Source organism: Vibrio sp. 10N.222.47.A9, assembly GCF_963872585.1.
Taxonomy (GTDB): Bacteria; Pseudomonadota; Gammaproteobacteria; order Enterobacterales; family Vibrionaceae; genus Vibrio; species Vibrio splendidus.
Genome location: NZ_CAWNBB010000046.1, coordinates 39,799 through 65,903 on the forward strand (window position 1 = coordinate 39,799; position 26,105 = coordinate 65,903).

General features: G+C 44.5%; 25 protein-coding genes. 14 read left to right on the plus strand and 11 right to left on the minus strand.

Going from position 1 to position 26,105, the window contains the following annotated elements:
- The first annotated feature begins 12 nt into the window (after window positions 1–12).
- The 5 genes from AACT19_RS14005 (at window position 13) to AACT19_RS14025 (ending at window position 4,151) form a co-directional block, all read left to right on the plus strand.
- The gene (locus tag AACT19_RS14005) at window positions 13–318 is read left to right on the plus strand and encodes a chaperone NapD (RefSeq protein ID WP_004731320.1); all 306 of its coding nucleotides are present in this window, start codon (window positions 13–15) and stop codon (window positions 316–318) included.
- Window positions 315–2,804: a periplasmic nitrate reductase subunit alpha gene (gene napA, locus AACT19_RS14010; RefSeq protein ID WP_076646810.1), complete on the plus strand. Its 2,490-nt coding sequence runs from the start codon at window positions 315–317 to the stop codon at window positions 2,802–2,804. Before AACT19_RS14005 ends, napA begins: the two co-directional genes overlap by 4 nt.
- A gap of 125 nt (window positions 2,805–2,929) precedes the next feature.
- On the plus strand, window positions 2,930–3,391 hold the full coding sequence (locus AACT19_RS14015; protein ID WP_004731324.1) for a nitrate reductase cytochrome c-type subunit: 462 nt from the start codon (window positions 2,930–2,932) through the stop codon (window positions 3,389–3,391).
- 29 nt (window positions 3,392–3,420) lie between these two features.
- Window positions 3,421–4,002 carry a NapC/NirT family cytochrome c gene (locus AACT19_RS14020; protein WP_004731326.1) on the plus strand — a complete coding sequence of 194 codons (582 nt, stop codon included), beginning with the start codon at window positions 3,421–3,423 and terminating at the stop codon, window positions 4,000–4,002.
- An 11-nt stretch (window positions 4,003–4,013) separates the two neighbouring features.
- Complete coding sequence (locus AACT19_RS14025; protein ID WP_004731329.1) at window positions 4,014–4,151, plus strand: TIGR02808 family protein; 138 nt, start codon at window positions 4,014–4,016, stop codon at window positions 4,149–4,151.
- A gap of 436 nt (window positions 4,152–4,587) precedes the next feature.
- On the opposite strand, the gene AACT19_RS14030 is transcribed toward AACT19_RS14025, so the two are convergent.
- On the minus strand, window positions 4,588–5,265 hold the full coding sequence (locus AACT19_RS14030; protein ID WP_065682765.1) for an SH3 domain-containing protein: 678 nt from the start codon (window positions 5,263–5,265) through the stop codon (window positions 4,588–4,590).
- A 96-nt stretch (window positions 5,266–5,361) separates the two neighbouring features.
- Between AACT19_RS14030 and AACT19_RS14035 the strand changes: the two genes are divergently transcribed.
- Window positions 5,362–5,937, plus strand: coding sequence for a hypothetical protein (locus AACT19_RS14035; protein WP_076646812.1), 576 nt, complete (start codon window positions 5,362–5,364; stop codon window positions 5,935–5,937).
- A 269-nt stretch (window positions 5,938–6,206) separates the two neighbouring features.
- Window positions 6,207–6,449 (plus strand): hypothetical protein, encoded by a 243-nt coding sequence (locus tag AACT19_RS14040; RefSeq protein ID WP_017062621.1) that lies wholly within the window; start codon window positions 6,207–6,209, stop codon window positions 6,447–6,449.
- A 168-nt stretch (window positions 6,450–6,617) separates the two neighbouring features.
- Here AACT19_RS14040 and AACT19_RS14045 read toward each other — a convergent pair whose 3' ends face one another.
- Window positions 6,618–7,076 (minus strand): Lrp/AsnC family transcriptional regulator, encoded by a 459-nt coding sequence (locus AACT19_RS14045; protein WP_017078313.1) that lies wholly within the window; start codon window positions 7,074–7,076, stop codon window positions 6,618–6,620.
- A 149-nt stretch (window positions 7,077–7,225) separates the two neighbouring features.
- On the opposite strand from AACT19_RS14045, the gene AACT19_RS14050 reads away from it, so the two are divergent.
- Both AACT19_RS14050 and AACT19_RS14055 read left to right on the plus strand, forming a co-directional pair.
- The gene (locus AACT19_RS14050; RefSeq protein ID WP_076646814.1) at window positions 7,226–8,155 is read left to right on the plus strand and encodes a DMT family transporter; all 930 of its coding nucleotides are present in this window, start codon (window positions 7,226–7,228) and stop codon (window positions 8,153–8,155) included.
- 158 nt (window positions 8,156–8,313) lie between these two features.
- On the plus strand, window positions 8,314–8,796 hold the full coding sequence (locus AACT19_RS14055; protein WP_076646816.1) for an exoribonuclease R: 483 nt from the start codon (window positions 8,314–8,316) through the stop codon (window positions 8,794–8,796).
- 144 nt (window positions 8,797–8,940) lie between these two features.
- On the opposite strand, the gene AACT19_RS14060 is transcribed toward AACT19_RS14055, so the two are convergent.
- The 5 genes from AACT19_RS14060 to AACT19_RS14080 all read right to left on the minus strand — a co-directional run bounded on the left by AACT19_RS14060 (window position 8,941) and on the right by AACT19_RS14080 (window position 13,297).
- Window positions 8,941–10,314, minus strand: a complete 1,374-nt coding sequence (locus AACT19_RS14060) for a sensor histidine kinase (protein WP_076646818.1) — start codon at window positions 10,312–10,314, stop codon at window positions 8,941–8,943.
- 66 nt (window positions 10,315–10,380) lie between these two features.
- A complete protein-coding gene (locus tag AACT19_RS14065) occupies window positions 10,381–11,112 on the minus strand; it encodes a response regulator transcription factor (protein ID WP_076646820.1) in 732 nt (243 codons plus the stop codon).
- 82 nt (window positions 11,113–11,194) lie between these two features.
- The gene (locus tag AACT19_RS14070) at window positions 11,195–11,875 is read right to left on the minus strand and encodes a spondin domain-containing protein (RefSeq protein WP_076646822.1); all 681 of its coding nucleotides are present in this window, start codon (window positions 11,873–11,875) and stop codon (window positions 11,195–11,197) included.
- A gap of 9 nt (window positions 11,876–11,884) precedes the next feature.
- A complete protein-coding gene (locus AACT19_RS14075; protein WP_017078307.1) occupies window positions 11,885–12,568 on the minus strand; it encodes a spondin domain-containing protein in 684 nt (227 codons plus the stop codon).
- Between the two features lie 387 nt (window positions 12,569–12,955).
- The gene (locus tag AACT19_RS14080; RefSeq protein ID WP_004731398.1) at window positions 12,956–13,297 is read right to left on the minus strand and encodes a YggL 50S ribosome-binding family protein; all 342 of its coding nucleotides are present in this window, start codon (window positions 13,295–13,297) and stop codon (window positions 12,956–12,958) included.
- A 254-nt stretch (window positions 13,298–13,551) separates the two neighbouring features.
- Here AACT19_RS14080 and AACT19_RS14085 point away from each other — a divergent pair, with 254 nt between their 5' ends.
- On the plus strand, window positions 13,552–15,579 hold the full coding sequence (locus tag AACT19_RS14085) for a PhoX family protein (RefSeq protein ID WP_076646826.1): 2,028 nt from the start codon (window positions 13,552–13,554) through the stop codon (window positions 15,577–15,579).
- A gap of 262 nt (window positions 15,580–15,841) precedes the next feature.
- On the opposite strand, the gene AACT19_RS14090 is transcribed toward AACT19_RS14085, so the two are convergent.
- The 3 genes from AACT19_RS14090 to AACT19_RS14100 all read right to left on the minus strand — a co-directional run bounded on the left by AACT19_RS14090 (window position 15,842) and on the right by AACT19_RS14100 (window position 19,079).
- Complete coding sequence (locus AACT19_RS14090) at window positions 15,842–16,462, minus strand: LysE family translocator (RefSeq protein WP_004731394.1); 621 nt, start codon at window positions 16,460–16,462, stop codon at window positions 15,842–15,844.
- A 164-nt stretch (window positions 16,463–16,626) separates the two neighbouring features.
- On the minus strand, window positions 16,627–17,913 hold the full coding sequence (locus AACT19_RS14095) for a DEAD/DEAH box helicase (protein WP_017078304.1): 1,287 nt from the start codon (window positions 17,911–17,913) through the stop codon (window positions 16,627–16,629).
- A gap of 182 nt (window positions 17,914–18,095) precedes the next feature.
- A complete protein-coding gene (locus tag AACT19_RS14100) occupies window positions 18,096–19,079 on the minus strand; it encodes a CobW family GTP-binding protein (RefSeq protein WP_017082085.1) in 984 nt (327 codons plus the stop codon).
- 540 nt (window positions 19,080–19,619) lie between these two features.
- Between AACT19_RS14100 and clcA the strand changes: the two genes are divergently transcribed.
- Entirely contained in the window at window positions 19,620–21,026 is a 1,407-nt protein-coding gene (clcA, locus tag AACT19_RS14105) for a H(+)/Cl(-) exchange transporter ClcA (RefSeq protein ID WP_076646828.1), read from the plus strand.
- Between the two features lie 352 nt (window positions 21,027–21,378).
- Window positions 21,379–22,359, plus strand: a complete 981-nt coding sequence (locus AACT19_RS14110) for a TDT family transporter (protein ID WP_207551966.1) — start codon at window positions 21,379–21,381, stop codon at window positions 22,357–22,359.
- 157 nt (window positions 22,360–22,516) lie between these two features.
- Here AACT19_RS14110 and hmpA read toward each other — a convergent pair whose 3' ends face one another.
- Window positions 22,517–23,713 carry an NO-inducible flavohemoprotein gene (gene hmpA, locus AACT19_RS14115; RefSeq protein ID WP_076646832.1) on the minus strand — a complete coding sequence of 399 codons (1,197 nt, stop codon included), beginning with the start codon at window positions 23,711–23,713 and terminating at the stop codon, window positions 22,517–22,519.
- Between the two features lie 349 nt (window positions 23,714–24,062).
- Here hmpA and norR point away from each other — a divergent pair, with 349 nt between their 5' ends.
- Both norR and AACT19_RS14125 read left to right on the plus strand, forming a co-directional pair.
- Window positions 24,063–25,655: a nitric oxide reductase transcriptional regulator NorR gene (gene norR / locus AACT19_RS14120; RefSeq protein ID WP_004731373.1), complete on the plus strand. Its 1,593-nt coding sequence runs from the start codon at window positions 24,063–24,065 to the stop codon at window positions 25,653–25,655.
- A gap of 89 nt (window positions 25,656–25,744) precedes the next feature.
- Window positions 25,745–26,104, plus strand: coding sequence for a glutaredoxin family protein (locus tag AACT19_RS14125; protein WP_004731371.1), 360 nt, complete (start codon window positions 25,745–25,747; stop codon window positions 26,102–26,104).
- The last annotated feature ends 1 nt before the right edge of the window (window position 26,105 follow it).

Genomic DNA, 26,105 nt, shown 5'->3' on the forward strand with positions numbered 1-26,105 from the left:
CGAGAGCAATTTATGGCACTAAATGAAGTGCATATATCAAGTTTAGTCGTGCATGTGAGCCCAGAGCATCTAGACGAGATCAAAGCACAAATCGAGAAATTCGATAACGCAGAGATTTACGGCAGCAGCCCTGAAGGCAAAATCATAGTAGTCCTAGAAACCGAAAACCAAGGTTTTGTAACGGACACCATCGAAGAAATTAATAATATTACGAACGTTTTAGGCACAGCTTTGGTTTATCACCAAATCGAAACTGAGCTCGACGAAACGGATTTAGAAACTGGAAGCAACAATTCTCAACTTGAGGGTGAAGTATGAAAATGACAAGACGCGCGTTTGTGAAAGCAAACGCAGCTGCATCAGCGGCAGCCGTTGCAGGTGTAACTCTGCCAGCAACAGCAACCAACCTGATTGCTAGCTCTGATCAAACAAAAATCACGTGGGATAAAGCGCCTTGTCGTTTTTGTGGTACGGGCTGTTCGGTACTAGTTGGTACTCAAAATGGTAAAGTGGTTGCGACTCAAGGCGACCCAGAAGCACCTGTAAACAAAGGCCTTAACTGTATTAAAGGCTACTTCCTTTCAAAAATCATGTACGGTAAAGACCGTCTTGAACAGCCTCTTCTTCGTATGAAAGACGGCGAGTTCCACAAAGATGGTGATTTTACACCAGTATCTTGGGACCAAGCTTTCGACGTAATGGCTGAGAAATGGAAAGCGGCACTGAAGAAGAACGGTCCAACAGGCGTTGGTATGTTCGGTTCAGGCCAGTGGACTGTAATGGAAGGCTACGCGGCAGTTAAGCTGATGAAAGCCGGCTTCCGTTCAAACAACATCGATCCAAACGCTCGTCACTGTATGGCTTCTGCGGTAGGTGCATTCATGCGTACCTTCGGTATCGATGAGCCAATGGGTTGTTACGATGACTTTGAACACGCAGACGCATTCGTTCTGTGGGGTTCAAACATGGCAGAAATGCACCCAGTACTATGGACTCGTATTACAGACCGTCGTCTAAGCCACCCACACGTTAAAGTAAACGTACTGTCTACTTACTACCACCGTTCTTTTGAGCTTGCAGACACGGGTTACATCTTTGAACCTCAATCAGATCTTGCGATTGCTAACTTCATTGCAAACTACATCATCCAAAACGATGCTGTAAACTGGGACTTCGTGAATAAGCACACGAACTTCAAGCAAGCAACGACAGACATCGGTTACGGTCTTCGTGATGACGATCCTCTACAGAAAGCAGCAGCAAACCCTAACTCAGGTGCAATGACTGCAATCACTTTTGAAGAGTACAAAGCTTCTGTCGCTGAATACACCGTTGAGAAAGCATCTGAAATGTCAGGTGTCTCTCAAGATGATCTGATCAAACTTGCGAAGCAATATGCAGATCCAAACATCAAAGTAATGTCACTTTGGACTATGGGTATGAACCAACATACTCGTGGCGTTTGGATGAACAGCCTTGTGTACAACATCCACCTTCTAACAGGTAAGATTTCTACTCCAGGTAACAGCCCATTCTCACTTACTGGCCAACCATCTGCGTGTGGTACAGCTCGTGAAGTTGGTACGTTCTCTCACCGTCTACCGGCAGATATGGTGGTTGCTAACCCTAAACACCGTAAGATCGCAGAAGACATCTGGAAACTTCCAGAAGGCACTATCCCTGCAAAACCAGGTGCTCACGCTGTTGTTCAAGACCGTATGCTTAAAGACGGTAAGATCAACGCTTACTGGGTAATGTGTAACAACAACATGCAAGCTGGTCCAAACATCAACACTGAACGTCTGCCAGGTTACCGTAACCCAGACAACTTCATTGTATGTTCTGACCCATACCCAACGGCAACAGCTCAAGCGGCTGACCTTATCCTTCCAACAGCAATGTGGATCGAAAAAGAAGGTGCTTACGGTAACGCAGAACGTCGTACACAAGCATGGTACCAACAAGTTAAAACAGTTGGTGACGCGAAGTCTGACCTATGGCAAATCATGGAGTTCTCTAAGCGCTTCACTATTGAAGAAGTTTGGGGCGAAGAACTGGTTGCGAAAATGCCTGAGTACCGTGGCAAAACCATGTACGACGTGCTTTACAAAAACGGCAACGTTGATGCATTCCCACTGTCTGAAGCTCAAGAGCTTAACGACGATGCACAAGCTCAAGGTTTCTACGTTCAAAAAGGTCTATTCGAAGAATACGCAGCCTTTGGTCGCGGTCACGGTCACGATTTAGCACCATACGATCGCTACCACCAAGTTCGTGGTCTACGTTGGCCTGTTGTTGACGGTAAAGAAACACTATGGCGCTTTAAAGAAGGTTCGGATCCATACGCTAAGAAAGGTTCTGATTGGGACTTCTACGGCAAGCCAGATGGTAAAGCACTGATCATCAACGCGCCATACGAAGCGCCACCAGAAGTACCAAACGATGAATACGATATGTGGCTATGTACTGGTCGTGTTCTTGAGCACTGGCACACAGGTACTATGACTCGTCGTGTACCAGAACTTTACAAAGCAGTACCGGATGCACTTTGTTACATCCACCCTGCTGACGCTAAAGCTCGTGGCCTTCGCCGTGGTGATGAAGTTCTTATCGAAAACAAACGTGGTGAAGTACGCGTTCGTGTTGAAACTCGTGGTCGTAACCGTCCACCACAAGGCTTGGTATTCGTACCATTCTTTGATGCAAGAATTCTGATCAACAAGTTGATCTTGGATGCAACGGATCCTCTGTCTAAGCAGACGGATTATAAGAAGTGTCCAGTTAAGATCACTAAGGTTTCTTAAGCGCCAATTGCTTTTAGAACCTAGATACAAGATCTAACGTATTTAATATTGCGACTACTTTTTTCATCACTTTTTGAAAAAAGTAGTCCACTCAAAGAATTAGCCTTTAGGCGGAGAAATTAACCATGAAAAAACTGATTACTGCCCTACTATCAGCTGGTCTTTTGCTAGCTGGTGCAGTTCAAGCTCAAGCTGAGCTGGATAACCCAGGCGGCATTGGTGGCGTAGAATCTCTACGTGGTGCAAGTGAACTTGAAGCTACTCGCGCAGCAGATGACTTCAAAAAGTTCCCTCGTGACCAAGTACTTGAGAGTGACTACGTATACCAACCACCTCTAGTGCCTCATACTATTCGTAGCTATGAAGTTTCTCTTAACGCTAACAAGTGTCTTTCTTGCCACAGCTGGAAAAACGCAAAAGAAATGGGTGCGACTAAAGTGAGTGTAACTCACTACATGAACCGTGAAGATGCGGTACTTGCAGACGTATCACCTCGTCGTTATTTCTGTCTACAGTGTCACGTACCTCAAGCTAATGCTAAGCCACTAGTTGAGAACGAGTTCAAACCTGTAGATTCACTGCGTTAATCGTAGCCAGACGGTAAGAGAGGCTATATATGATAAAATTACTTAAAGCGTTTTGGAAAAGACTCGCGACACCAAGTAAAGCAGCGGTAGGCGTTGTACTTTTCTTGGGATTCGCTGGCGGTCTTTTATTCTGGGGTGCATTTAACACAGGTATGCAAGCAACCAACACGGAAGAGTTCTGTTCTGGTTGTCATGCGCCTATTGTTGCTGAAATCCAAGAAACAATTCACTACTCTAACCGCTCAGGCGTTCGTGCTATCTGTTCAGATTGTCACGTACCTCACGAGTGGACAGATAAAATTGTTCGTAAGGTTCAGGCATCTAAAGAGTTGTACGCGCACTTTATTGCAAAAACCATCAACACTGAAGAGAAATTCAAAGCACGTCGTGCCCACCTTGCTGAACGTGAGTGGAAACGTATGAAAGGCAATGACTCACTTGAGTGTCGTAACTGTCACCAGTTCGATTACATGGACTTCTCAGAGCAGAGCCCTCGTAGTGCGAAACAACACTCAACTGCGCTAGCTTCTGGTGAAAAAACGTGTGTAGATTGCCACAAAGGTATCGCACATAAACTACCAGACATGCACGGCGTTGAAGGCTGGCAATAAGGAGCGATTGAATGAGTACTTTAGAAAGCGTAATTTGGCACATCCTAGGTTACAGTGCTATGCCAGTTATCATTCTTGGTGGCTTTGCCGGTGTTGCAGCCGTATCTCTTTGGCTTTTATCTATGACTAAAGACAAAGAAATCGATTAGAAATTAAAATTTCGTCAACTTTTACCAGTTATCTTTGGGATGAGTTGATACTAGAAAGCCACTGAATTCAGTGGCTTTTTTATTGTCTGGCATTTCTTACTTCTACTGTTAAGGTATTTCTACTGTTAAGTACGAGGCAAAACGTTAAGCTTGGTTTTCCGAAGCTTCTGGATCGACGTTCTCTTTATCGACATCTTCCTTATCAAGAATCGGCAGCACCTGCTTTACGGAATCCCGACAACAATACTCTCATACCATAAAAACTGTAGATCCATTGTTTAAACGGAATAGCCAGATACTGCTTATATCGGATTAAATATAATGAGGCGCCCATAAAGAAGCTCACTCAGCGATAGAGTAAGATTTCAAAAGTTTCATTTATGAACGGTAACCCTAAGGAATATTAATACGTCCAACACTTAAAATGGGGCGATTTTTACTTCGTAAATATTTCATTTGTATTTACATCTAAATAAATTTTATTTTCAAGCGATAGTCCGCCGCAATAAATAAAATAGACATCTCGGTCACTGTACTTCACCGATTTCACCCAACCACCTAACTCCTCGAAATCACTTGGGTCACATTCGCCATCCGAGATCAGCTCTGCAACCGTATTGCGGAACGTCTCTTTATGGAGCTTAAGATCGTCGGATTTAACCAAATATGAATCCAATATCTCTATGCTTTCTTTCTCGGAAATAATCACTTCATCATTAGATAGGCCAGACATCGAAACCCATTCGGCTGTCTGTGGCCCGCCTTCTTTTAGAACGATGTAATCTGAGATACGAGCCCATTCGCCTTGTTTCTCTAACACTTCGACCTTTTCACCTTTATAGAGGTAATCTGTTATCAACCCATCAATTTCAGGCTGCTCTACCACTTCGAGCTTTCTATCTAAAACGTAAAATTCGGTCTGTTCTGGTTCAGGCTGAAGATCCATGATGGGTGCGAGGTCAGAATCTGACTGCTGAGCAACTTCTGCAGCTGGCTCTTCCATTTTCTCTGGTGGAATTGGGTCTTTATTCATGACCAAGAAGTAATACGCCGCTCCTCCGCCCAATATTAACAACACAAGTAAAGCGATCAGCGCTTTTTTCATCAAATCCACCAGCTCTTCCGTTTTAGGTATCTTTCAAGTGTACATCAACTCATGCTGCTGCTCATCTATACTCTCTATAGAGAACGCAGTAAGTAGAGGAAAGTCATGAGTTTTTGGGTGAAGGTTATCATTGTGAGTGTACCTTTGAGTGCCAGTGTCGCGCTAGCAAACCATTGTGACCGTGAAAACTGGCAAGTACTGTTGGACCGCCAACTCTCATTTGAAGGGCGGTACAACCAATACACTAAAGAATTCAACCAAGTTCTCTCAACCTATGAATCACAAACGCTGTTATCCAAACATTTCACCAAAAAGCAGATCATTGAACTTTGGGCAAAATACGAACAAAGGTTTAATGTACAGCTCAATAGTCATATGAATACTGCTTACGATGTCTCTGAGGTTCTATTAAAACAGGCATACGTTGTGTCTACCGAGCTAGATGGGGCGGAGTCTCTAACGCATTCTTGGCAAGCCGTCGCTAAACATTGCACCAACGCAAAACTACCGCGACAGACAGAAAGTGCGCAGGTGCATGTACAAAGCTCACAATCACTCTCGCAAGATCTCCATACACTCAGTGAAAAGTTCCGTCAGCTGTCTTCAAAATACCGCAAAGAAGCCACGATGATTGACGAAGCACGCCACACAAACCAACCGACAAACGATAGCCCAAACTGAAAACATTACTAGGTTTCATCGCTTTATCGACTGGATTTTTCCGATAAATATGCTTACCTCAAGCCAAAATAGTCAGATAACTCGTTAATTAAAGCTTTATCAATAAGCTGTAAAACTAATGTGCGAACTATCAACAATAAAGTTCAATTTCCGACCAATGCAAGCGAGTATGTGAGATATTCATCACAAAATAGATTTACAAACGCCAAGAAATTGTTATCATGATTATTCATATAACTTAATAACAAGAAACATTTTGGCTAGGTAATATGCAAAAAACTATGGCTTTCAACTGCTTGAGTAACACGGAATGGACTGCGGAGATAAGAGGTAAACTTTTATCTGTAGCTAAACACATGGAAGAGTTCGGTTCAGTAAGTGAGCTAGAGCTATGTAAGATATTTGGAGAGACAATTTGGAATGACGGTGTGGATTATCATTCACATGCTTTTTCATTCAGAATTAACGCTCAAACTGGGGATTGTTCAATCTCTAACTTTAAGTATCACTAAGTTTTGCACCTATCATATACGGAGTGCCTTTCACGAGGCGCTCCGTTTTTTATTGCTGCGCATCTGGTATTTGACGACAGTCTTTAAGAGCAGCGGCCCCCTTGTTTAACAACAAAAGTCATTTCGTTTTCAGCTCATTTCACCCAAAGACGTATCCCCTACTAGTGTTCAGTCAGTATAAACCGGAAGTGGCGCATTGCCTTTCACTTGCCTAATCGCAAGGTGAGTATGTATATCTTTTACGTTAGAGAGACGCTGTAGCTTTCTTGTAAATGCTTCATAAGCCATAAGATTTGGACTGACAACTTCTAAAAGATAGTCATAAGCTCCGGATACAACGTGGCAGCTGATGACCTCTTCCATTTCGACAATTGCACTTTCAAATTTATCGATCGACACTTCTTGGTGGTTGTTTAAGCTCACCTCAACAAACACACTCATTGCGATACCGACCTGTTCTCGTGACAGGCTCACACGATAGCCATCAATAATCCCTTTTTCTTCCAATCTTTTGATGCGCCTCGCGCACGGTGAAGCCGATAAGCCAACCTCATCAGCTAACTCAGCCGTGGTTAGCCTGCCGTCTTTCTGAAGCAACTCAAGAAGATGTCTATCAATCCTATCCATAGCAAATACCGATCATTGGTTAAATTCGTTAACAATTTGGGAAATATTAGCAGAAATCATCAACCATAACTTAAGTTAGAACAAAACTTGCCAACTTGTGGCACACCAAGTGCCCCATAATGAGTCATCATCCACTTTCCTTTTTTATTATGAAGCTTGGCTACCTATCTATTATTGTCACTCTGCTCATCTGGGCGAGCTTTTTCCTTTCTCTTAAAGGCGGCGCAAATTCAGACTTAACACCTGTAGACATCGCACTGACTCGATTTCTCATACCTGCATTGGTGCTATTGCCTTTGATGTGGAAAGCACGCAGCACGATCGCTGCTGTCCCGAATCGATACTTGGCCGGTATGTTCGTGGGGTGCGGGTTGCCTTATTTACTCGTTGCAGGGACAGCCATGCAGTTTGTTCCGGTATCACACGGGAGTGCTTTGGTTCCGGGAACGCTTCCTTTGTTCGTAACAGGGATCGCGGTACTCTTTTTTAAACAACCGCTTAGCCGACACCGTGTCGTTGGTTTAGGTCTTGTTTTACTCGGGATATTGTTGTTTCTAGGAAATAGCTTAAGCAGCTTCAACTTTGAATACACCAAAGGTCACTTGTTGTTTTTGTGTGGCAGCTTAATGTGGGCGACTTTTACCATCTCAGCACGTGTTGCCAATCTTAATGCGCTTGTGAGTGCGGGTTTCATTTCATTTTGTTCCACTTTGCTGTTGCTGGTCCTTATCCTTACAGGAACCCTCCCTAGCCATTTAATGAGTACACCAATTACTCAATGGCCAGTCACAGAGCTTGCCATACATTCAGCGGTGCAAGGCGTCGGCGCAGGCCTAATAGCGGCATTCACTTATCTCTATGCTGTCAATACATTAGGAGCAGAGCGTTCAGCCGCCTTTGGCAGTGCAACACCCGCCGTTGCAACGTTGTTGGCGATCCCACTGTTTAACGAGATTCCGGATACGATGACTTGGTTAGCGCTTGGTTCAATTTGTATCGGCAGCTTGGTCGCGAGCAACATTTTCATGAGAAACGACCAGTCTATGCAGTATCAACCGCCAAGCCATAGCAAAGCCTGATACTGCGTTCAAACCTAAATACAGTTCCCCTAAACATCAATTTTAGGGCTTGTAGTAAATAGATAAGCCTACAAACGTAGGCTTATCTAAAATCTTCTTTTTCTGAACTCGCTTCTCCATTAAACTGTGTGACCTTTTTGCAGATCCAAGAGAACACCATGCAACGCGATTACACTTTAACTTGCTTAAACAACATGCCTCGTGAAGAACTAGAAGAATTTAGTTTAAGAATGATTCATCGCCTTGTCCCTGAAGATGCAATGACGGAACTGTTTACGTTCGAACAAGAAGAAGTGACCAATGAAGAGCGTATGCAATCAGCGAAGTTTGATGCGATGTTGCGAATGACAGCAATCGCGCTGAGTGAAGTGAATCTTGCGTTTAGTGAGTCGGATAACTCACAACAAAACATCGAGCGCATGACTCGACTATTGCTTTGGCACTTCTATGCAATGTCGTTCAACCTTGAGCAAGCGATCAGCCTTGAAACTCACTGTGACAAAGTCGAGAAGATTTTGTCGAAAGCACCGACAGAAGCATTTGGTTGGGTAAAAGAGCTAACAGAGTTGCTGCACTTCTATGCTGAACTAAATGAAGGCAATGAAGACAATGAAGGCAACGAAGACAAAAAAGACGCATAAAGTCCCCTCAACTTAAAAACTTCTCAACTTAAAAGCTGCTCAACGAGTTGTTCGTTACTCAAAGAACAACTCGCCTATCCCCTAGAACGGCGGCAAGTAGAACGACATCGAAAGAAATTGGAACTAAATCGAAGGCAGTCAGGGCTATACCGAAGGCAAATAGAAACTTTGTTGAAATGAGTTTTCTGCTTTTGTTGTTTCTAAAACACTATGATGCAACATCAGTATCGACTGAGCGATTTTGGTGCCAATACCTAACGAACCATTAGGGGCCTCTCGTTCAACTTCATTATGGATAACGACCTTCACCCGTTTTGAATCCGATTCTAAACCTACATCTAACGACACCATTGTTCCGCTCGGGCTATGCCTCAACGCATTATCTAGCAGATTCAAGATCAGCCTCTCAAGTAAATCACCGTCACCCACAGCCTTGATTCCAATAGGTATATTGACGTTCAACTCAACATTCTTATGGCGATACTGGCTTTGTATCGTTTCTAAGCATTCGTTCATCAACACATTAAAATCGATTGAAGCGTATTGATACTTAGGCACAGGATTATCATTTTTGGCGCTATCGAGTAGTGAATGGAGCTGTTCAGACAACTTGTTGCCATTGCGGTAAGCGACGTCAATCAACGGGTCTGACTTCGGATTTTGAATCTTCCACGTTTCTAGGTAGCCAAGAACACTCGATAATGGCGTTTTCAAATCATGACTGAGCTGTAATAAGCTTTGTCTGCGGTGTGATGACTGATACTCAAGCTGCAAAAACTGTTGTTGGATGTGTTTCGCCATCAATTGATAAGAACGTGCAATGGGCACCAATTCTGGCACTTGATGGACAAAGTTAGGTTCCAATCTAAAATCTTGCTCAGCTTGTTGCTGCAATTTATTGGTTACCGCCTCTATCGGGTTCAACAGACTGCGTTTCACTAGCAGATAAGCGCCAATCGCAAAGCCAAAAATAGAAACCAGCACAAGCCCTGCAAGTGCGATGTATGGTGTATCAACCTGAGAGTTGGTGATCACAGTATGGCGATTACTTCCTATCACCACATACAAATAACCCACCGTCGACCCTAGCTCTTCAATCGCCGCCACAGAAAATACTTTAGGAGAGCCTGGGTTGATCGGGTCTTCGCCCAAAATCGGATAAGGCTCGTCATTTAAGAACTGTTGAATGGGCGCTAGATCTATCTGATTGGCTAACACAGTGCCTTCTGGCGCAGCATTGGTGGTGATATTGCCCTGACTATCCAGAAAATAAATATCAAAATCAGGCCCTATCAACATCAAGGTGTGGAATATAGATTTGAGTGCCTTGGGATTGTAGTCGGTACCAATCATGAGAGGATTATCATCGCGCATATGAACCGCGAGCTCTTTATGTAAGCTCTGCTTAGTTCTTTGTTCTGTGGTCTCTTTTTGCCAATGATAAGTGTAAGCAATTACCACACTTACCAACAAAAACCACAAACTTGTGAACAGCACTAAACGCGATTTGAAACTCATGTTCTCTCCTCGATGGCTCGTAGGTCTTACTGACTTTTTAGTAAACTTAGGGCGCAACACATAGACCTAAGCTTTTGACTCAAACTTATAGCCAACACCCCAAACGGTTTTAATGAAATCATCATCACTATTGGGCATCGCAAGCTTGGTTCTTAGACGGTTGACCGTGCTACACACAGTATGGTGATAGCCAGAGTGATGAGTATTCCAAACGTGATCGAGCAGCTCGTCTTTGCTATACACACGCCCCGGGCGGGTTGCTAAGAAGTGAAGTAAGGTAAACTCGGTAGCAGTAAGCGGTACATCTCGGTTATTGAGTGACACCTGATGGCGTTCAGGTTGGATAATGAGTCCACCAAAATTCATAATCGATTCTGTTGTCATAGCCTCTTGAGTGACTGATTCAACATGGCTTAAACGGCGAAGTACGTTCCTCACTCTTGCTTGAAACTCGAGAACGCTGAAAGGTTTCGTTATGTAGTCATCAACACCGGCTTCTAAACCTGACACCTTATCTAGCTCAGCATCCCTTGCGGTTAGCATGAGTACCGGCGTCCAATCTTCTTGCTGACGTAACATTCGACAAAAATCGAGTCCATCTCCGTCAGGCAAGCCACGATCCAGTACGATCAAATCGAAATGACCATCTTTATAGAGCGCCTGAGCCTTTTCAATCACATTAGTTCTTATTACGTCATGGCCTTGGAACTTAAGATGCATCTGCACCAGTTCAGCTAGGTCATCATCATCTTCAACCAACAATATGTTTGCCATCAAATTTACCGCAGCACTATTCATGATCCCTGCTCTATTCGGAGTCTACCCACCTTTAAATTGACCGGAACAGAGCAGGAATTCTTTCATCGTGCTTTCAACCCTATTATTCAGTTCGAGTAATGGTGATTCTTGCTCCTGGGTTAAGGAAACGATGATTAGCACTTAAAGCAGACGTCGTAAGGCCGTCATCTTGGCTGATTACACCAGAGTGGAAACTCACTACATCGGTGTCGTTTCGTGTGGTATTAAAACCCTCACCACCGCCCGCAGGTCCCGGAATCGTTGCAGCAAGCTCGTCGTTCAATTCCGTTCCTGAGTCCCAAACATTCATGTTCATCACAAAGGTATCACCCACGGCTAATGACTTAAGCGACAAACCGGATTCACCAACAAACGCATCATTGGTGTTCACCAACATGGAAGCAACTGAGATATACCCTTCTTGATTTGGGTCAACACGAATAGACACCGTGTCTTGCTCACCTGAAAGAATCAGCCCATTGCCTGAGATGCCTTGATAAACATTGGCGTCACTGTCACTGAGCGCAAGCAATTGTGCATTACTGCCTCCTTCCGCTAAGTATTCCAGATCGACAGAGGCACTTTGCCCAACTTCAAACAGGTCAAAATTCGTATTGTGAGTCAATACCACGAGGGGCGACATAGGTTGATTGGGGGTGAGGTTAGTCACACTCACATCATAGCGATAGTAATCGTCGTCATCGTCCGGACAACCTGCTAACACAGCTACTGATGCAGCGATAAATAGAATTCTAGCTTTCATACATCCCCCTTACTTCACAACAATGGTGATAGTAGCCACAGGGTTTAACCAACGATGACTGCTACTATCGAGGTCGCTGATTCCGCCAGCCGCGTTACTATCACCAATGTTGCCCGGATGAATGTGAACCTTAGCGTTTGACACTGCAGTTTCAACTCCGGTACCACCAGCACCAAAGGTAATAAATGGCGGGTTTGGCATGCTGCCCGCTAGCTCATCATTGGCTTCTGTGCCTGCGTCATAGCCATTGAGGGTCGCTTTATAGGTGCCCGCTTGAGTTGGGATTTTCCAACTGTCTAAGCCAACAAAGCCGTCGTTGGTTGGCAGCAGCATGGCACCCAATGACAAGTAAGCTAAATCACCGGTGTCGATATCAAACGTAGTTGCGACGCCCGGATTAAGAATACCGGTAGCTGGGTTTTCAACCACCACACCACCCGCGTTTGCAATCAAACTCGATAGACCTGAAATATCGCCACCTTCGGCCATCGATTCCAATTCCGCAGAAGCACTCTCACCCGTTCTAAACATGAACAAGCTGGAGTCATGAGCGGCAGCCAAGATAGGCGTAAAGTAGATCCCTTTCGTTGCATTAGTGACAGTGACTTCAAGCTCTGCAGCCTGAACCTGAGCTGCTCCGAGGGTCAACATAGCCGAGCTGATCACTAAGCTGATTTGAGTACGTTTGTTCATTTTGATTCCATCCTTTATCGAGTCCTATCGTTGCCAACAAAACGAATAACAGCGATATACCGTTACATTTGCCAGAACGAACTGTGGTGTTGTTAACTCTAAGAATGGCGATCAAATCTATCAGCAACTTCATTGAATTCTCATAAAACTCTCACAAGTTTATTCAAACTTCTTACTATCCAGAAAGACAGACTTAAGAGACTGACATGTAAATAGAAACTCCCGTTCTAGAAATGAGAGTTACACAAGGAATCATGGTTCAAAAATAGCGCAGACCAAACGCAAAAAGGCCCAATCGATATACCGACTGGGCCTTTCACTTATGTATAAAACTTCTCTTAGGAAAGCTCTATTCGCTTCCAACTGAGCTAGCCGAACAACACCAATTTAGAATGCGTAGTTTGCGTCAACAAGTTCGCTTACTTCTACTTTGCTTACTTCTGCGCGAGCTTCAAGCCACTGCGCTACTTGCAGTTGCTCTGCTTCTGTCACTGAACGGTAGCGCTCAATAGAACATAAGAAACCTTCGAACAGCTCTAAACCACCGCCACCAAAGCACAGGCCGATGCTGTCGATAAAATCGATAAATTCATCGATGAACACATCGTATTGGTCAAAATCAGCAATCGAAGTCGTGCAGCTTACTTCAAAACCTAGAATAGCGAATTCACCTAGGTATAACTTCTTGCGTAGGCGGCGATTTTTGTTTTCGATTTTATCTAATTTCATAACTGTCTCTCTTTTCGTTTGATAAAGCATTTATACACAGTTCTTCGTTAATTCCCAAGAGTTTTGTATTGCACGAGAGGCTTAGCAGCAAAAATCGTGCTACAGAAACAAAACCTTAATCAAAACTATAAAAATCTGTCACTTAACTGCTTCACGATTGCTCACACATCAACCCAAGTTATTAACCAATTCATTAGTAAGTGGGTAAGTCATAAATAACGAATAATAAAGTCAGCCAATAGGAAGCAGTCCCGATGAGCAAGGAAACATTTGATAGCACTCGTTTTAACAAGAGTAACAACAAGCCTTTCGAAGAAGTTCTAGATGCGAACCTTTCAAGAAGAAATGTTCTCAAAGGCGGTTTAGGCATCAGTGCAATGACCGCCTTTGGCGCGTTTGGTTTAGCGGGTCACAGCACGGCTAACGCTACGACAATGCAAGCAACGGGCGCACAAAAAAGCCCTGCAACACTTGCATTCGAATCGGTTAAAGGATCATTGACAGACAGTGTCGTTGTGCCGAAAGGCTACACAGCACAGGTATTAGTTCCTTGGGGTACTCCACTCAACAAACAAGGCAACGCTTGGTTAAAAGACGGCACCAACAACGCACAAGATCAAGCCAACGCATTAGGCATGCATCACGATGGCATGCACTTCTTCCCGCTTAATGGCAACAGCAATGATGGCTTATTGGTGATCAACCACGAATACATCGACCAAAAAGCGCTGCACGCCAACGGCCCAACATACAACGAAGGCGCTCGCCCTAGCCTTGATGAAGTACGTAAAGAGATCAACGCGCACGGCGTGAGTGTTGTTCGAGTGAAACTTGAAGGCAACCAATGGGTGATGGTCGATAACGATCCACTGAACCGCCGCTACACAGGCGCAACAGTAATGGACCTGTCTGGCCCTGTTGCTCACAGTGAATTTACCAAAACCAAGTTCTCACAAGACGGCAGCCAAGCTCGTGGCACGTTGAACAACTGTGGTAATGGCTACACGCCATGGGGCACTTACCTAACGTGTGAAGAAAACTGGCCGGGTTATTTCGTTAACAAAGGCGAGACAACGCCAGCGCAAGAACGTATTGGTATCGCTACCGACAAAACACGTTACGGTTGGGACACGCTTTCAGGTAACAAACAAGAACGCTTAGACGAGTTTGCACGCTTTGACGTAACACCAACAGGTGAGTCAGCAATGGACGATTACCGTAACGAAGCACATGGTCACGGCTATATTGTTGAAATCGACCCATACACAGCAAACTCTCGCGCTAAGAAACGTTCTGCACTGGGTTGCTTCCGTCACGAAGGCTGTACGTTCGGTAAGTTGACCGAAGGTGAGCCAATCGTATTCTACTCTGGTCACGATTCTCGCTTTGAATACCTGTACAAATTCGTGTCTGAAGAGAAATGGGACCCGCGTGACGCGGAGCCGATCAATCGCCTAAGTGCGGGTGACAAGTACATGGACAAAGGCACGCTGTATGTGGCTAAGTTCAGTGATGATGGTTCAGGTACTTGGCTACCACTGACTCTGAGCAGTAAGACCACAAACGGCGGCAAGCTAGGTGATTCATTTGATTCTCAAGCAGCACTTATCATTAATACCGCAGGCGCAGCTGACCTTGTAGGCGCAACGCCAATGGATCGCCCAGAATGGTGCTCTGTTGACCCAATGACAGGTACGGCTTACCTAACGCTAACTAATAACAACAAGCGTAAAGAAGCGAACTCTGCGAACCCTCGCGTAGACAACAAGTTCGGTCATGTTATTCGTTGGGATGAAGGCAAAACAGCAGGTGAGTTCGATTGGGATATCTTCGTATTTGGCTCTCCAGCAGTGGATGACAAGTCTATTAACCGCTCAGGTCTAACAGACATGAACCAATTCGCGAGCCCTGACGGCTTAGCGTTCGATGCTCGTGGCATTCTCTGGATTCAGACGGATAACGGCGCAGACGAAGTTACTGGCTACACCAATGACCAAATGCTGGCAGTGGTTCCATCTCAGCTAACGGATGACAACGGCAACAGCGCGGTAATTGATGCAAACAACCAAGCACAACTTAAACGCTTCTTTGTTGGTCCAAACGGTTGTGAAGTAACTGGCTTTACCATCAGCCCGGATTTCAAATCACTGTTTGTGAACATTCAACACCCAGCAAACTGGCCATCGTCTCAAGATGCAACCGCACAAACTCAAGGCAACGTTCGTCCAAGAGCATCTACCGTTGTGATTCGCCGTGAAGACGGCGGTGAAATCGCAGTTTAATACGCAAATCTAGCTAAGATCAGCAATCTTACTGTTATCTAGCTTCTGTTCGCTAGCTAAGTGAAATCAAAAAGAGCGATAAGGCCAAACGCCCTATCGCTCTTTTTATATTCTATACGCTCTTTGACTCAACTAATGATCTGCGGCTTTGTAAACTGCTCTTCACCCCAAACCAAATCACGTACCGTCATCCTCGAGAAGGAGGAACGACTGAGTCGGGGATCTCAACCGTTATCGTTGATCGCAATACCGTTAATCACACTTAACTCACGAACAACCACACGCCAACGCCCATCATTAACGTACCTGCAATGCGGTTCATCAACTTAACGTTATCGGCTTTACCCAGCATATGTTTTAGGCTCTTACCACCTGTCGCATACAAGGTCATGCAGACAAATTCAGAAACCAGAATAATAGACACTAAAATCAACAACTGCGGTGCTAAGTCTTTATTACTATTAATGAAAGGAGGCAATAACGAAATCATGAATGCCCAGCCTTTCGGGTTCGCAATCGCTGTCACGAAGCCTTGAACCACCAAGTCCCAATCATTGCTGACTTTTGTTGTTTGGTTGTCAGTGCTGATCGCCAGTTTGCCTCTTGAACGCCACATCTGAACGCCCAAATAGAACAAGTAAGCTGCGCCAACAAACTTGAAGCCCGTAAATAGCCACGGGTAGTTCAACATAATAGATGCAATACCTAATACCGCGGCAATGGAAACCACCGCAACACCAGCCAGTTCACCGATCATCATCCATAATGTACGCTTGTATCCAACACTCATTCCTAGCGTCAAAGCCAAGGTCATACACATACCGGGCGTAATTGACACAAAGAAAAACGTGGGAATAAAAGCCCAAAGTAGTGCGCTATCCATATTATTACCTTATCGACTTATTTCTATTTAATAGTTCTTGTTTCTTGATCGGGCTTGAAATCAAGCGAGGTTGAAACGAAGTAGTGATGACAATAAACAATATTGCGATAAATACAAACAAAAAGAGCCACATAACAGTGGCTCTTTTCAATCACCAACCGTAATTACTTACGACGGTTTTTAATTCGCTTCATCATAGTCAAACGACGTTCAGCGCTTGCTTGATCTTGTGGCTCTTCGTTCGCGTTGTTCTTACGACCCTGACGGTTTTTGTAAGCCGATTTAGTGTTCAGCTTCTCGATGTAAGCATCACGTTTCTTCGGTTCATAACCCGGTTGTTCAACACGACGAATACGTTGTTGAATCAGTGTTTCAACTTGAACAACAGTCAACTCTTCTTCGCGGTTAACGAAAGAAATCGCATGACCTTGTTTACCAGCACGACCTGTACGGCCAATACGGTGAACGTAATCTTCCGCTAGGAAAGGCATGTCGTAGTTAATTACGTGTGGTAAGTCTTCGATATCAAGACCACGTGCCGCAACGTCGGTTGCAACCATCACACGAGCTCTGCCTTCTTTGAAGTCATCCAAAGCACGACGACGAGCGCTTTGTGCTTTATCACCGTGACAAAGTACCGCTTTAATGCCGTCTAATTTAAGCTCTTTAACAACGTCATTCGCTGTTTCTTTGTAGTTCACGAACACAAGCACTTGGCGCCAGTTTTTACGTCCAATCAGCTCAGAAAGCAGTTCTGTTTTACGCTCTTGATCCACAGGGTAAACCACGTGACCAACAGTAGCAGCCGTTGAGTTTTCGCGCTCAACACTAATACGTTTTGGTTTACGTAGAATATCGACAGACAGTTGGTTTAACTGAGTAGAAGTCGTTGCCGAGAACATCATGATTTGCGGCGATGTTTCTACATCCAACATTATCTTACGAACGGCATTGATAAAGCCCATATCAAGGATACGGTCAGCTTCATCGAATACTAGAAACTCTAGGTTTGCGATAGACACGTTCCCCGCTTCTAAGTGCTCTTCCAAACGGCCAGGTGTTGCAACCAAAATATCCACACCCAGTTCTAATTGACGAACTTGTGAAGACATTTTGTTACCACCGTAAACCGCTGAAACGCTTAGTTCAGTGTATTTAACGTAGTCTTTAATGTTTTGAGCGATCTGCGCAGCGAGCTCTCGAGTTGGAGCAAGAATAAGGCCGCGAGCCGTTCCTCTAGACGCCTTTTTACCGCTGTTCAAAAGGTGCTGAATAACAGGCAATGAAAATGCCGCTGTTTTACCCGTACCGGTTTGAGCAGTAGCAAAAATATCATGGCCTTTACGAGCCATTGGAATCGCCTTTTGTTGAATTGGAGTGAGTTTTTCATAACCACACTCAGTCAACGCTTTGACTAATTCAGGAGCAAAACCTTGAGAGGAAAATGACATTGTTACGGGTTCCTTAAGCAGACAGCCTACATTCTTATTTCAGCCGAGCACTATAAAGTAATTAGAGTGATTTATCTCACATTTATCGTGATATAACGCAAACTTTCTCATTTAATCTGGTGTTTACCCCACCTTCAACGAAGTAAACACCGAGATCATCAGTTCAAACAGTAAAAATGGCGCTATTTGATGCCACACAGCTTGAGTAGAATCTGCTCGAGATCGTCCCAAGGCATTAACTGCGAGTCGATCACTTCAAGACGAGACTCAAAGCCATCAAGGGAAATTTCATTCACTGACACCACTTGATTCGCCACGTTAAACGCATAGCAACCTTGGTCAGTATTCACCACGGCTTTTACACGCTCAGCCGTAAGATCCGACAGCATTGAAAACAGCGCATCAAAGTCGAACTTATGCTCTGCGCCAAACAACCAACCGCAACTAAAATAGCCCTGACCTTTATTCTCTTTACGGATGAACGCTTCACCGGGAGGAAGTTGGAATTGAGGCTCTTGTTCAGCGTGATCGTGATGATGCGCTTCAATATGAGAGGAAGCACTGCCGTATACTCTTTCAATGTCCAACACTTCCAATGGCACTTCACCATCGTGAATTAGCTTATGGAAGACTTTTGCTGGCGTTTGATCCGTCACCCAATCATTGAACACATCGATGTCTTCAGAATGAACAAGGTCAACCTTAGTACCAAGAATCACATCTGCACTGTCCAGTTGATCATTGAAATTCTGATTCGACGTGTACTTTTCATTGGATAGGTTTCGTGGGTCAACCAAGCCAAGCGTCGCTTTTAAATCAACATAAGGTGTGTATTGCTCTGAAGTGAGTGTCGCAATAACCTGTTTAGGGTGACCAAGCCCAGTTGGCTCAATCAATAAACGGTCCGGCTTTTGGCGCAGTAAGGCATTAATACCTACCGACATAGGAACACCTGCAGTACAACACATGCAGCCACCCGGTACTTCTTTAATTAAAGCACCTTGGTCTGTCATTAATGCGCCATCAATGCCGATTTCGCCAAACTCATTAACCAGGACAGCCCAGTTTTCATTCTCAGGTTTATTTTTGAGCAGGTTCAAAATAGCTGTCGTTTTGCCAACACCCAAGAAACCCGTAATTATGTTTGTAGGAACTTTTTTGGTCATATCAGTTCTCCTTTTTTAAGGAGTATATACACAATCACGGAGAAATTGACCCCAATCGCTTGTTTATACGGAGAATGATTTAAGCCAGAAGTTGTATGAGTGTCACTAGAAAGGGGGTAACGATGAAAAATGAATGCTCCAGACGAACTAAAGGCGTACTTATCAGTACGCCTCACTCTCGTTACTCAATCGTGAGTTCGCGAATCAGGAAGCCTTAAATATCGACCTGAACAATTAACGAGAAACTAAAACTTTGTATCTGAATCCATCCAAATTGTGTGTAAAACCTCACGTCTCCTTGCGGTTTGTTATGTTGCTTTACGATTTAACTATGGTTCATTTTTGGGGATATTCAAGGTGCCATCTGAGAATCGATCAAAATTGTGACGGGGATTCCACTATTGCCCATAGATTCCATTTATGTAACACGTACATTCCATAAATGAAATTCAACTTTTCATCTTTGCTGCTATAGGATATGCAGAGGACGCGTATAATTTATGACAACCCCGCCTTAACCCATTCAGGAGCCTTATCTCAATGACCAGAAGAGAGAAAATTAAGCAATCCTTATTAGCCAAAATGCCAAGGGATGCTATTAATCAATTTCTCTCAAGAGATAAGACACCCGCTTCCGTTCTCTTTCTTTCTTGTATTGTCGGTGTACTTGCTGGCGTAGTGGGTACCTATTTCGAAGTCGCGGTTCATTTCATCACAGAAACTCGTACCGATTGGCTTAAAGATGAAATCGGTAGCTATTTACCCCTTTGGCTAGCCGCTTTCCTTATTAGTGCTGCATTTGCCTTTATTGGTTACTTCCTCGTTCACCGCTTTGCTCCAGAGGCTGCAGGCTCAGGCATCCCCGAAATTGAAGGTGCAATGGACGGCATGCGTCCTGTTCGATGGTGGAGAGTATTACCCGTAAAATTCTTTGGCGGCATGGGCGCATTAGGTTCTGGTATGGTTTTAGGCCGCGAAGGGCCAACCGTTCAAATGGGCGGCAGTATCGGTCGTATGGTCACTGATATCTTTCGAGTCAAAGATGATGACACTCGCCACTCACTGTTGGCTTCAGGTGCCGCTGGTGGCTTAGCCGCCGCATTTAACGCACCGCTAGCTGGCATCATGTTTGTGGTTGAGGAGATGAGACCACAGTTTCGATACTCACTCATATCAATTAAAGCCGTCATCATCTCCGCGGTTTCAGCCAACATCGTTTTTCGATCAATCAACGGACAGTCTGCCGTTATCACAATGCCTCAGTACCAGCCACCTGAACTCGACGCACTTTGGTTGTTCTTGTTGTTAGGCGTGTTGTTTGGCCTGTTTGGTGTAATTTTCAATAAGCTGATTACACTTTCGCAAGACCTATTTGTGGCAATACACAAGAATGACCGTAAACGCTACTTAATGACAGGTTCCCTGCTGGGCGGTTGCTTTGGCTTATTGCTGCTCTATATACCGGAGTTGACTGGCGGTGGTATTGGTATCATCCCGAACATCACTAATGGCAACTACAGCGCAAACGTGCTGCTGTTAATCTTCTTAGGGCGCGTGCTCACCACGCTACTTTGTTTCGGCTCTGGTGCACCGGGTGGTATCTTTGCACCAATGCTTGCTCTAGGAACGCTCTTTGGTTACGCGTTTGGGCTTATCGCGGCGGCATTCTTTCCTGAACTGAATATTGAACCGGGTATGTTTGCGATTGCTGGCATGGGCGCCTTATTTGCCGCCACCGTACGAGCGCCTATCACTGGCATACTATTGGTTATTGAAATGACCAATAACTACTACCTGATCCTGCCGTTGATCATCACCTGCTTAGGTGCGGTAATCATTGCTCAAATGTTAGGTGGGCAGCCAATTTACAGTCAGCTGCTTAACCGTACGCTGAAAAACGATAAGCTAAGACAACAAGACCTCCCTCAGCAAGAGGAAGTACGTTAACGACATTGAGAACGGTAGTTCAAATGTGGGACTTAAACGTAACTCGTTAAGTTCCACTAATACAGTCAAGTTCCACTGATACATGAGCAAACCAAGCTCGGTATTTATAAATCACTCAAAAAATAAAGCACACTTTCCTCGTGCTTAATGTCCCGATTTCGTATCAAAGTCAAAAAAGCAAACGTTAAACTTGCTATCATCCACTCAAAATTATTTGAGTGTCCTTAACATCTATTGAGGACACAGCTGAGCGCTCACTCTAGAGCAAAAATTCTATAATTGACTCCTATTATATAAACAGCTCACATTCTATATAACTCATATTCTATAAATAACTAGTTGGAGAAAGGCGTTGAACTGGAGAAGGTTAACCCAAGTAAAAAATGTGCCGCTATCTCAGGCGTCTTTGGCACTTGGTGTTATTGGACTAGGACAAGCTTGGGCATTATATCTGCCTGGGGTTGGTGAGATCATTCGCCCTTACCTTGCTGCATTTGGCGCACTGTTATTGCTACCCGTTTTACTTCGTTATCTCACCAGCTTTAATACTTTCATCAATGACATTCGTCATCCGCTTAGTGGAAGCTTGATGGCACCAATGAGCATGGCGTTATTGATTCTATGCGACTATTTAGCCGAAATCTCACCAGTCATTGCTTACCCAGTCTGGTTCTGCGCGTTGTTATTGCATTTTACCATGATGGTGTTGTTCTTTAGTTTCCAGATCATCAACTTTAAAATGTCGAACATTGTACCGAGTTGGTTTCTGTATCCGGTGGGGTTAATCAGCAGTTCCTTAGCAGGTTCACAATTTGGGCACACCGTTTTTTCAGAAACACTTGCGGCCACTTGTATCGGTATCTATTTCCTAATGCTGCCAGTGGTGTTGTACCGCTTGGTATTCGAAGGAAACCTGCCACGCCGAGCAAGACCAACCTTAGCCATCATGGCAGCACCTGTGAACCTGTCTTTAGCGGCTTACTTGGTTAACTTCGACAACCCAGACCCGATTCTAACAGGCGCGTTGGCTGGCATTGCTATCACCATGACGCTACTGATCTACTTGTGTTACATACGATTGATGCGTCTGAAATTCCAACCTTCGATTGCTGCCGTCACTTTCCCTTCCGTGATCAGCGCTATTGCCATGCATCGTCTAACTACGTTTTTCGGCGCGGAATACCCGCAATGGTATTGGCTGCACAAGTTTGGTTTCTTCGAGTTAACCATCGCAACCATCCTAGTGATTTGGGTTGCAGGTGGATACGTGAAAATGTACTGGCCTGAGTTTTTTGATACTGACTACATGTCTAAAAAGGTCAAACGTTCTTAGACCGAAGCTAGAAGAGCTTAGTTTGCTCGACCGAATTCTCCAATATTCGATACGTCAGACAGGAGAACCAAACAAAAAAAGGCCTCACAATGTGAGACCTTTGAATAGGCAAGGTGTTAATAGTTCAGGCGAGTGTTAATAGAACTGGCGAGAGCTATTAGAAGTTAGCGTGAGGGCCAAATACTTCGTAGTGTACGCGTGAGCGATCGACTTTAAGTGCGTCTAACTGCTCTACGATGTTCTTCATGAAACCAACAGGGCCACAGATATAGAAATCACTCTCTTCAAAGCCTTTAGTATCAGAGATAGACGCTAGATCCATTTTACCTTGATGTGTGTTCTCACATGCAGACTCGTCTTTGTTCATGTACCACGTTTTCGCTTCCCAACCTTTGTCGGCAACAATGTCTTTAACACGAGTCGTGAAAGAGTGTTGGCCTACGTTTTCACAAGCGTGAAGGTAAAGAACCGGTTCGTTTTTCTGCTCGTTGTTCAAGAACTCAAGCATCGACTGCATTGGCGTTACACCCACACCTGCAGAGATAAGCGTTACTGGCTTGCTGCGCTCTTGATACATAAAGTCACCTGCTGGTGCGTATAGGCTAACTTCATCGCCGATAGCAACGGTATCGTGCATGTGGTTAGAAACAACACCTTGCGTTTCTTGACCTTGGCCTTCACGCTTCACAGAGATACGGTAGTATTTTCCGTTCGGCTTGTCTGACAGTGAATACTGACGAATTTCGCTGTATTGTGCGCCTTCAGGTTTCACTTCAATGCCGATGTATTGTCCTGGTGTGTAATCCAAAACCTCACCGCCATCTTTTGGCTGTAAGATGAAGCTTGTTACGAGTGCTGACTCTTCGATCTTGTCTGCAATTACGAATGCACGTGCTGCTTCCCAACCACCAACAGCCTGCTTGCGCTGTAGATAAAGTTCAGCTTCACGGTCGATGAATACTTGCGCTAAGAATAGGTAAGCGGCAGTCCATGCTTCTTCTACTTCTGGAGTAAATGCCTCAGTAGCTAATTCACGTAGTGTTTCAATCAGGTGCAAACCAACAATTTGGTAGTGCTCTGGTTGAATGTTAAAGCTTGTGTGTTTCTGTGCAATACGTTCAACCGCGGTGGTTAACGCTGCAAGGTTTTCAATGTTTTTAGCATAAGCCGCGATAGCTTCAAACAGTGCCACACCTTGGCGACCTGTTCTTTGGTGAGTCATATTGAAGATATCTTTCAATTCAGGGTTATGCGTGAACATACGTTGATAGAAGTGTTGAGTTAAAGCAGGGCCTGCGCTTTCTAAAAGAGGAATCGTCGATTTGATGATGTTGATATGTAGATTGTTTAGCATTGATTTACTCCGAACACTTAGTCTTTTGACCACTTGAGTCAAATTGACTAGTTTTATTTAAAGATGACTTTATACCAATTCATTCTCAATGAGCTCTCTGGCTGCATTTTTTATGAGAATCACGTGGACTGATAAATGGGCATTAATTGATTCAAATCAACTATAGGTCAGTTATTCAGTCATATAGACAACACGTAATGGACACACTGCACAAACGGTGCCAGCATGCGAAAGCTTGCTGTGTCTGGCATCCTTTCAAAAACTCACTTCAAACTTTAGTCAAAAAGACCTTTTTTTTGTGTCATAAAGACTCTACCATGTATAAAAATACAAACAGTATGAGCCCTTTATGCAAGATATCTCAGCATCCACTCTCATGGAAATGACCATTGGTTTAGCCAGCGGTGTGAACGATCAAGACCGTTTTAATCGCCTAATCGATGCCATTCGTAAAACCATAACGTGTGATTGCGTCGCGCTTTTAAGCCTTCAAGGCGACACGCTAGTACCCATCGCAATGCAAGGGCTCAGTCGAGATACATTCGGTCGCCGCTTTATCATTTCGGAACACCCTCGCTTTGATGAGATTTGCGCATCACGTTCTCCTGTTCGTTTTGATGCTGATAGCTCATTGCCAGATCCTTTCGATGGCTTACTGATAGACCACGACGGCGATTTACCAATGCATGCCTGCATGGGTTTGCCTCTGCTGTTTGGTGACAAATTGTTAGGAGTGCTAACCCTAGACAGCCTAAAACCTGATGTCTTCGCGAATATTCCTGCTCGTAACCTAGAAGTTCTCGCTGCTATTGCGGCTTCAACCATGCAGATGGCGATGACTTTCTCGCAACTTGAGCATCAAGCAAAACAGTCAAAACAATTACTGGAAGAGTTGAACGTAGAAGCGTGGGAACGTGACGGCGGCGAGTTAATTGGTAACAGTGACACCATGGTCGCGCTTAAGAACGACATCGCGGTTGTAGCGCCGTCTGAGTTTAATATTCTGATTCATGGTGATACTGGTGTTGGTAAAGAGCTCGTTGCTCGTACCCTGCACCACCAATCGCAACGTAAGCGTAATCCGCTGGTCTACGTGAACTGTGCTGCTATTCCTGAGAACTTGGTAGAGAGTGAACTATTTGGTCACGTTCGTGGCGCATTTACTGGCGCAGACAAAAACCGCTTAGGTAAGTTTGCTCTAGCCGATGGCGGCACACTGTTCTTAGATGAAATTGGTGAATTGCCTTTGGCAGCACAAAGTAAGTTACTGCGTGCGCTGCAAAACAACGAAATCCAACCGGTAGGCCAAGACAACATCCAAACCATTGATGTTCGTGTTCTGGCTGCAACCAACCGAGACTTAAAGCAAGAAGTTGAAGACGGTCGATTCAGAGCCGACTTGTATCACCGACTTAGTGTGTACCCTATCGCGGTACCTGCATTGAAAGAGCGCGGTGACGACATCAGCCTATTAGCTGGTTTCTTCCTAGAACAAGCACGCCGTAAGCTTGGTATCAACCAAGTTAAGTTCCGTTCTGATGTTCTGGTATTCCTAAACCGTTACGGTTGGCCAGGTAACGTTCGTGAGCTTGAACACGTTATCAGCCGTTCAGCACTGAAAGCATTGGCTCGCAGCACTAACAAAAACCTCGTAACAATCACTAAAGAAGATTGTGGTCCACTCGACCAAGATCAACCGATTGCGACGACACAGGTAAAAAACACACCATTATCGACACCAACGATCGACCTATCCGCTGGTTTACGTGGCGCGACGGACGATTTTCAACGCAGCATCATTACTGAAGTGTTGGAAGATGCCAACTTTAACTGGGCGCAAGCAGGACGAGTTCTGAAAACAGACCGAGCAAATCTGACTCGACTGTCTAAGCGTTTAGGACTAAATGTGGCTAAGTCTCACACGATCGAACGGACAAAATAGATATTAGCGGTTTGTTGCGAGCATCTAGCAAAACTTGTGTATATAATGCTGCAAATTGTAACGCTAATTTTAAATATGTAGAGAGAGTTATGAAGTTTATCCGTTGGTTCTTAGGTCGTGTCATCTTGTTATTGAATTTTGTATTCAGCCCACGTGGTGTGAAACGTTCTCAAGAAGAGCAAAGCAAAGTGAATGAGCAGGCAAAGACGCACACGTTATACCAATTCGAAGCGTGCCCATTTTGTGTAAAAGTGCGCCGCGCGATGAAACGTCAATCGGTTCAATTTGAACTTCGTGATGCAAAGAACAATGATCAACACCGTGCAGAGCTTGAAGCTGGTGGCGGTCGCGTTAAAGTGCCTTGCCTACGCATCGAAAAAGACGGCAAAACTGAGTGGATGTACGAATCTTCAGATATCGTGACTTACTTAGAAAAGCAATTCGCATAAG

Excerpts from the sequence above, each read along its gene's own strand:
- AACT19_RS14045 (WP_017078313.1), bottom strand. The coding sequence starts at position 7,076 with ATGGATAGGATTGATAGACATCTTCTTGAGTTGCTTCAGAAAGACGGC.
- norR (WP_004731373.1), top strand. The coding sequence starts at position 24,063 with ATGCAAGATATCTCAGCATCCACTCTCATGGAAATGACCATTGGTTTA.
- AACT19_RS14070 (WP_076646822.1), bottom strand. The coding sequence starts at position 11,875 with ATGAAAGCTAGAATTCTATTTATCGCTGCATCAGTAGCTGTGTTAGCA.
- hmpA (WP_076646832.1), bottom strand. The coding sequence starts at position 23,713 with ATGCTAAACAATCTACATATCAACATCATCAAATCGACGATTCCTCTT.
- AACT19_RS14075 (WP_017078307.1), bottom strand. The coding sequence starts at position 12,568 with ATGAACAAACGTACTCAAATCAGCTTAGTGATCAGCTCGGCTATGTTG.
- AACT19_RS14125 (WP_004731371.1), top strand. The coding sequence starts at position 25,745 with ATGAAGTTTATCCGTTGGTTCTTAGGTCGTGTCATCTTGTTATTGAAT.
- AACT19_RS14080 (WP_004731398.1), bottom strand. The coding sequence starts at position 13,297 with ATGAAATTAGATAAAATCGAAAACAAAAATCGCCGCCTACGCAAGAAG.
- clcA (WP_076646828.1), top strand. The coding sequence starts at position 19,620 with ATGACCAGAAGAGAGAAAATTAAGCAATCCTTATTAGCCAAAATGCCA.
- AACT19_RS14025 (WP_004731329.1), top strand. The coding sequence starts at position 4,014 with ATGAGTACTTTAGAAAGCGTAATTTGGCACATCCTAGGTTACAGTGCT.
- AACT19_RS14020 (WP_004731326.1), top strand. The coding sequence starts at position 3,421 with ATGATAAAATTACTTAAAGCGTTTTGGAAAAGACTCGCGACACCAAGT.
- AACT19_RS14060 (WP_076646818.1), bottom strand. The coding sequence starts at position 10,314 with ATGAGTTTCAAATCGCGTTTAGTGCTGTTCACAAGTTTGTGGTTTTTG.
- AACT19_RS14005 (WP_004731320.1), top strand. The coding sequence starts at position 13 with ATGGCACTAAATGAAGTGCATATATCAAGTTTAGTCGTGCATGTGAGC.
- AACT19_RS14040 (WP_017062621.1), top strand. The coding sequence starts at position 6,207 with ATGCAAAAAACTATGGCTTTCAACTGCTTGAGTAACACGGAATGGACT.
- AACT19_RS14050 (WP_076646814.1), top strand. The coding sequence starts at position 7,226 with ATGAAGCTTGGCTACCTATCTATTATTGTCACTCTGCTCATCTGGGCG.
- AACT19_RS14065 (WP_076646820.1), bottom strand. The coding sequence starts at position 11,112 with ATGAATAGTGCTGCGGTAAATTTGATGGCAAACATATTGTTGGTTGAA.
- AACT19_RS14085 (WP_076646826.1), top strand. The coding sequence starts at position 13,552 with ATGAGCAAGGAAACATTTGATAGCACTCGTTTTAACAAGAGTAACAAC.
- AACT19_RS14090 (WP_004731394.1), bottom strand. The coding sequence starts at position 16,462 with ATGGATAGCGCACTACTTTGGGCTTTTATTCCCACGTTTTTCTTTGTG.
- AACT19_RS14015 (WP_004731324.1), top strand. The coding sequence starts at position 2,930 with ATGAAAAAACTGATTACTGCCCTACTATCAGCTGGTCTTTTGCTAGCT.
- AACT19_RS14055 (WP_076646816.1), top strand. The coding sequence starts at position 8,314 with ATGCAACGCGATTACACTTTAACTTGCTTAAACAACATGCCTCGTGAA.
- AACT19_RS14035 (WP_076646812.1), top strand. The coding sequence starts at position 5,362 with ATGAGTTTTTGGGTGAAGGTTATCATTGTGAGTGTACCTTTGAGTGCC.
- napA (WP_076646810.1), top strand. The coding sequence starts at position 315 with ATGAAAATGACAAGACGCGCGTTTGTGAAAGCAAACGCAGCTGCATCA.
- AACT19_RS14100 (WP_017082085.1), bottom strand. The coding sequence starts at position 19,079 with ATGACCAAAAAAGTTCCTACAAACATAATTACGGGTTTCTTGGGTGTT.
- AACT19_RS14095 (WP_017078304.1), bottom strand. The coding sequence starts at position 17,913 with ATGTCATTTTCCTCTCAAGGTTTTGCTCCTGAATTAGTCAAAGCGTTG.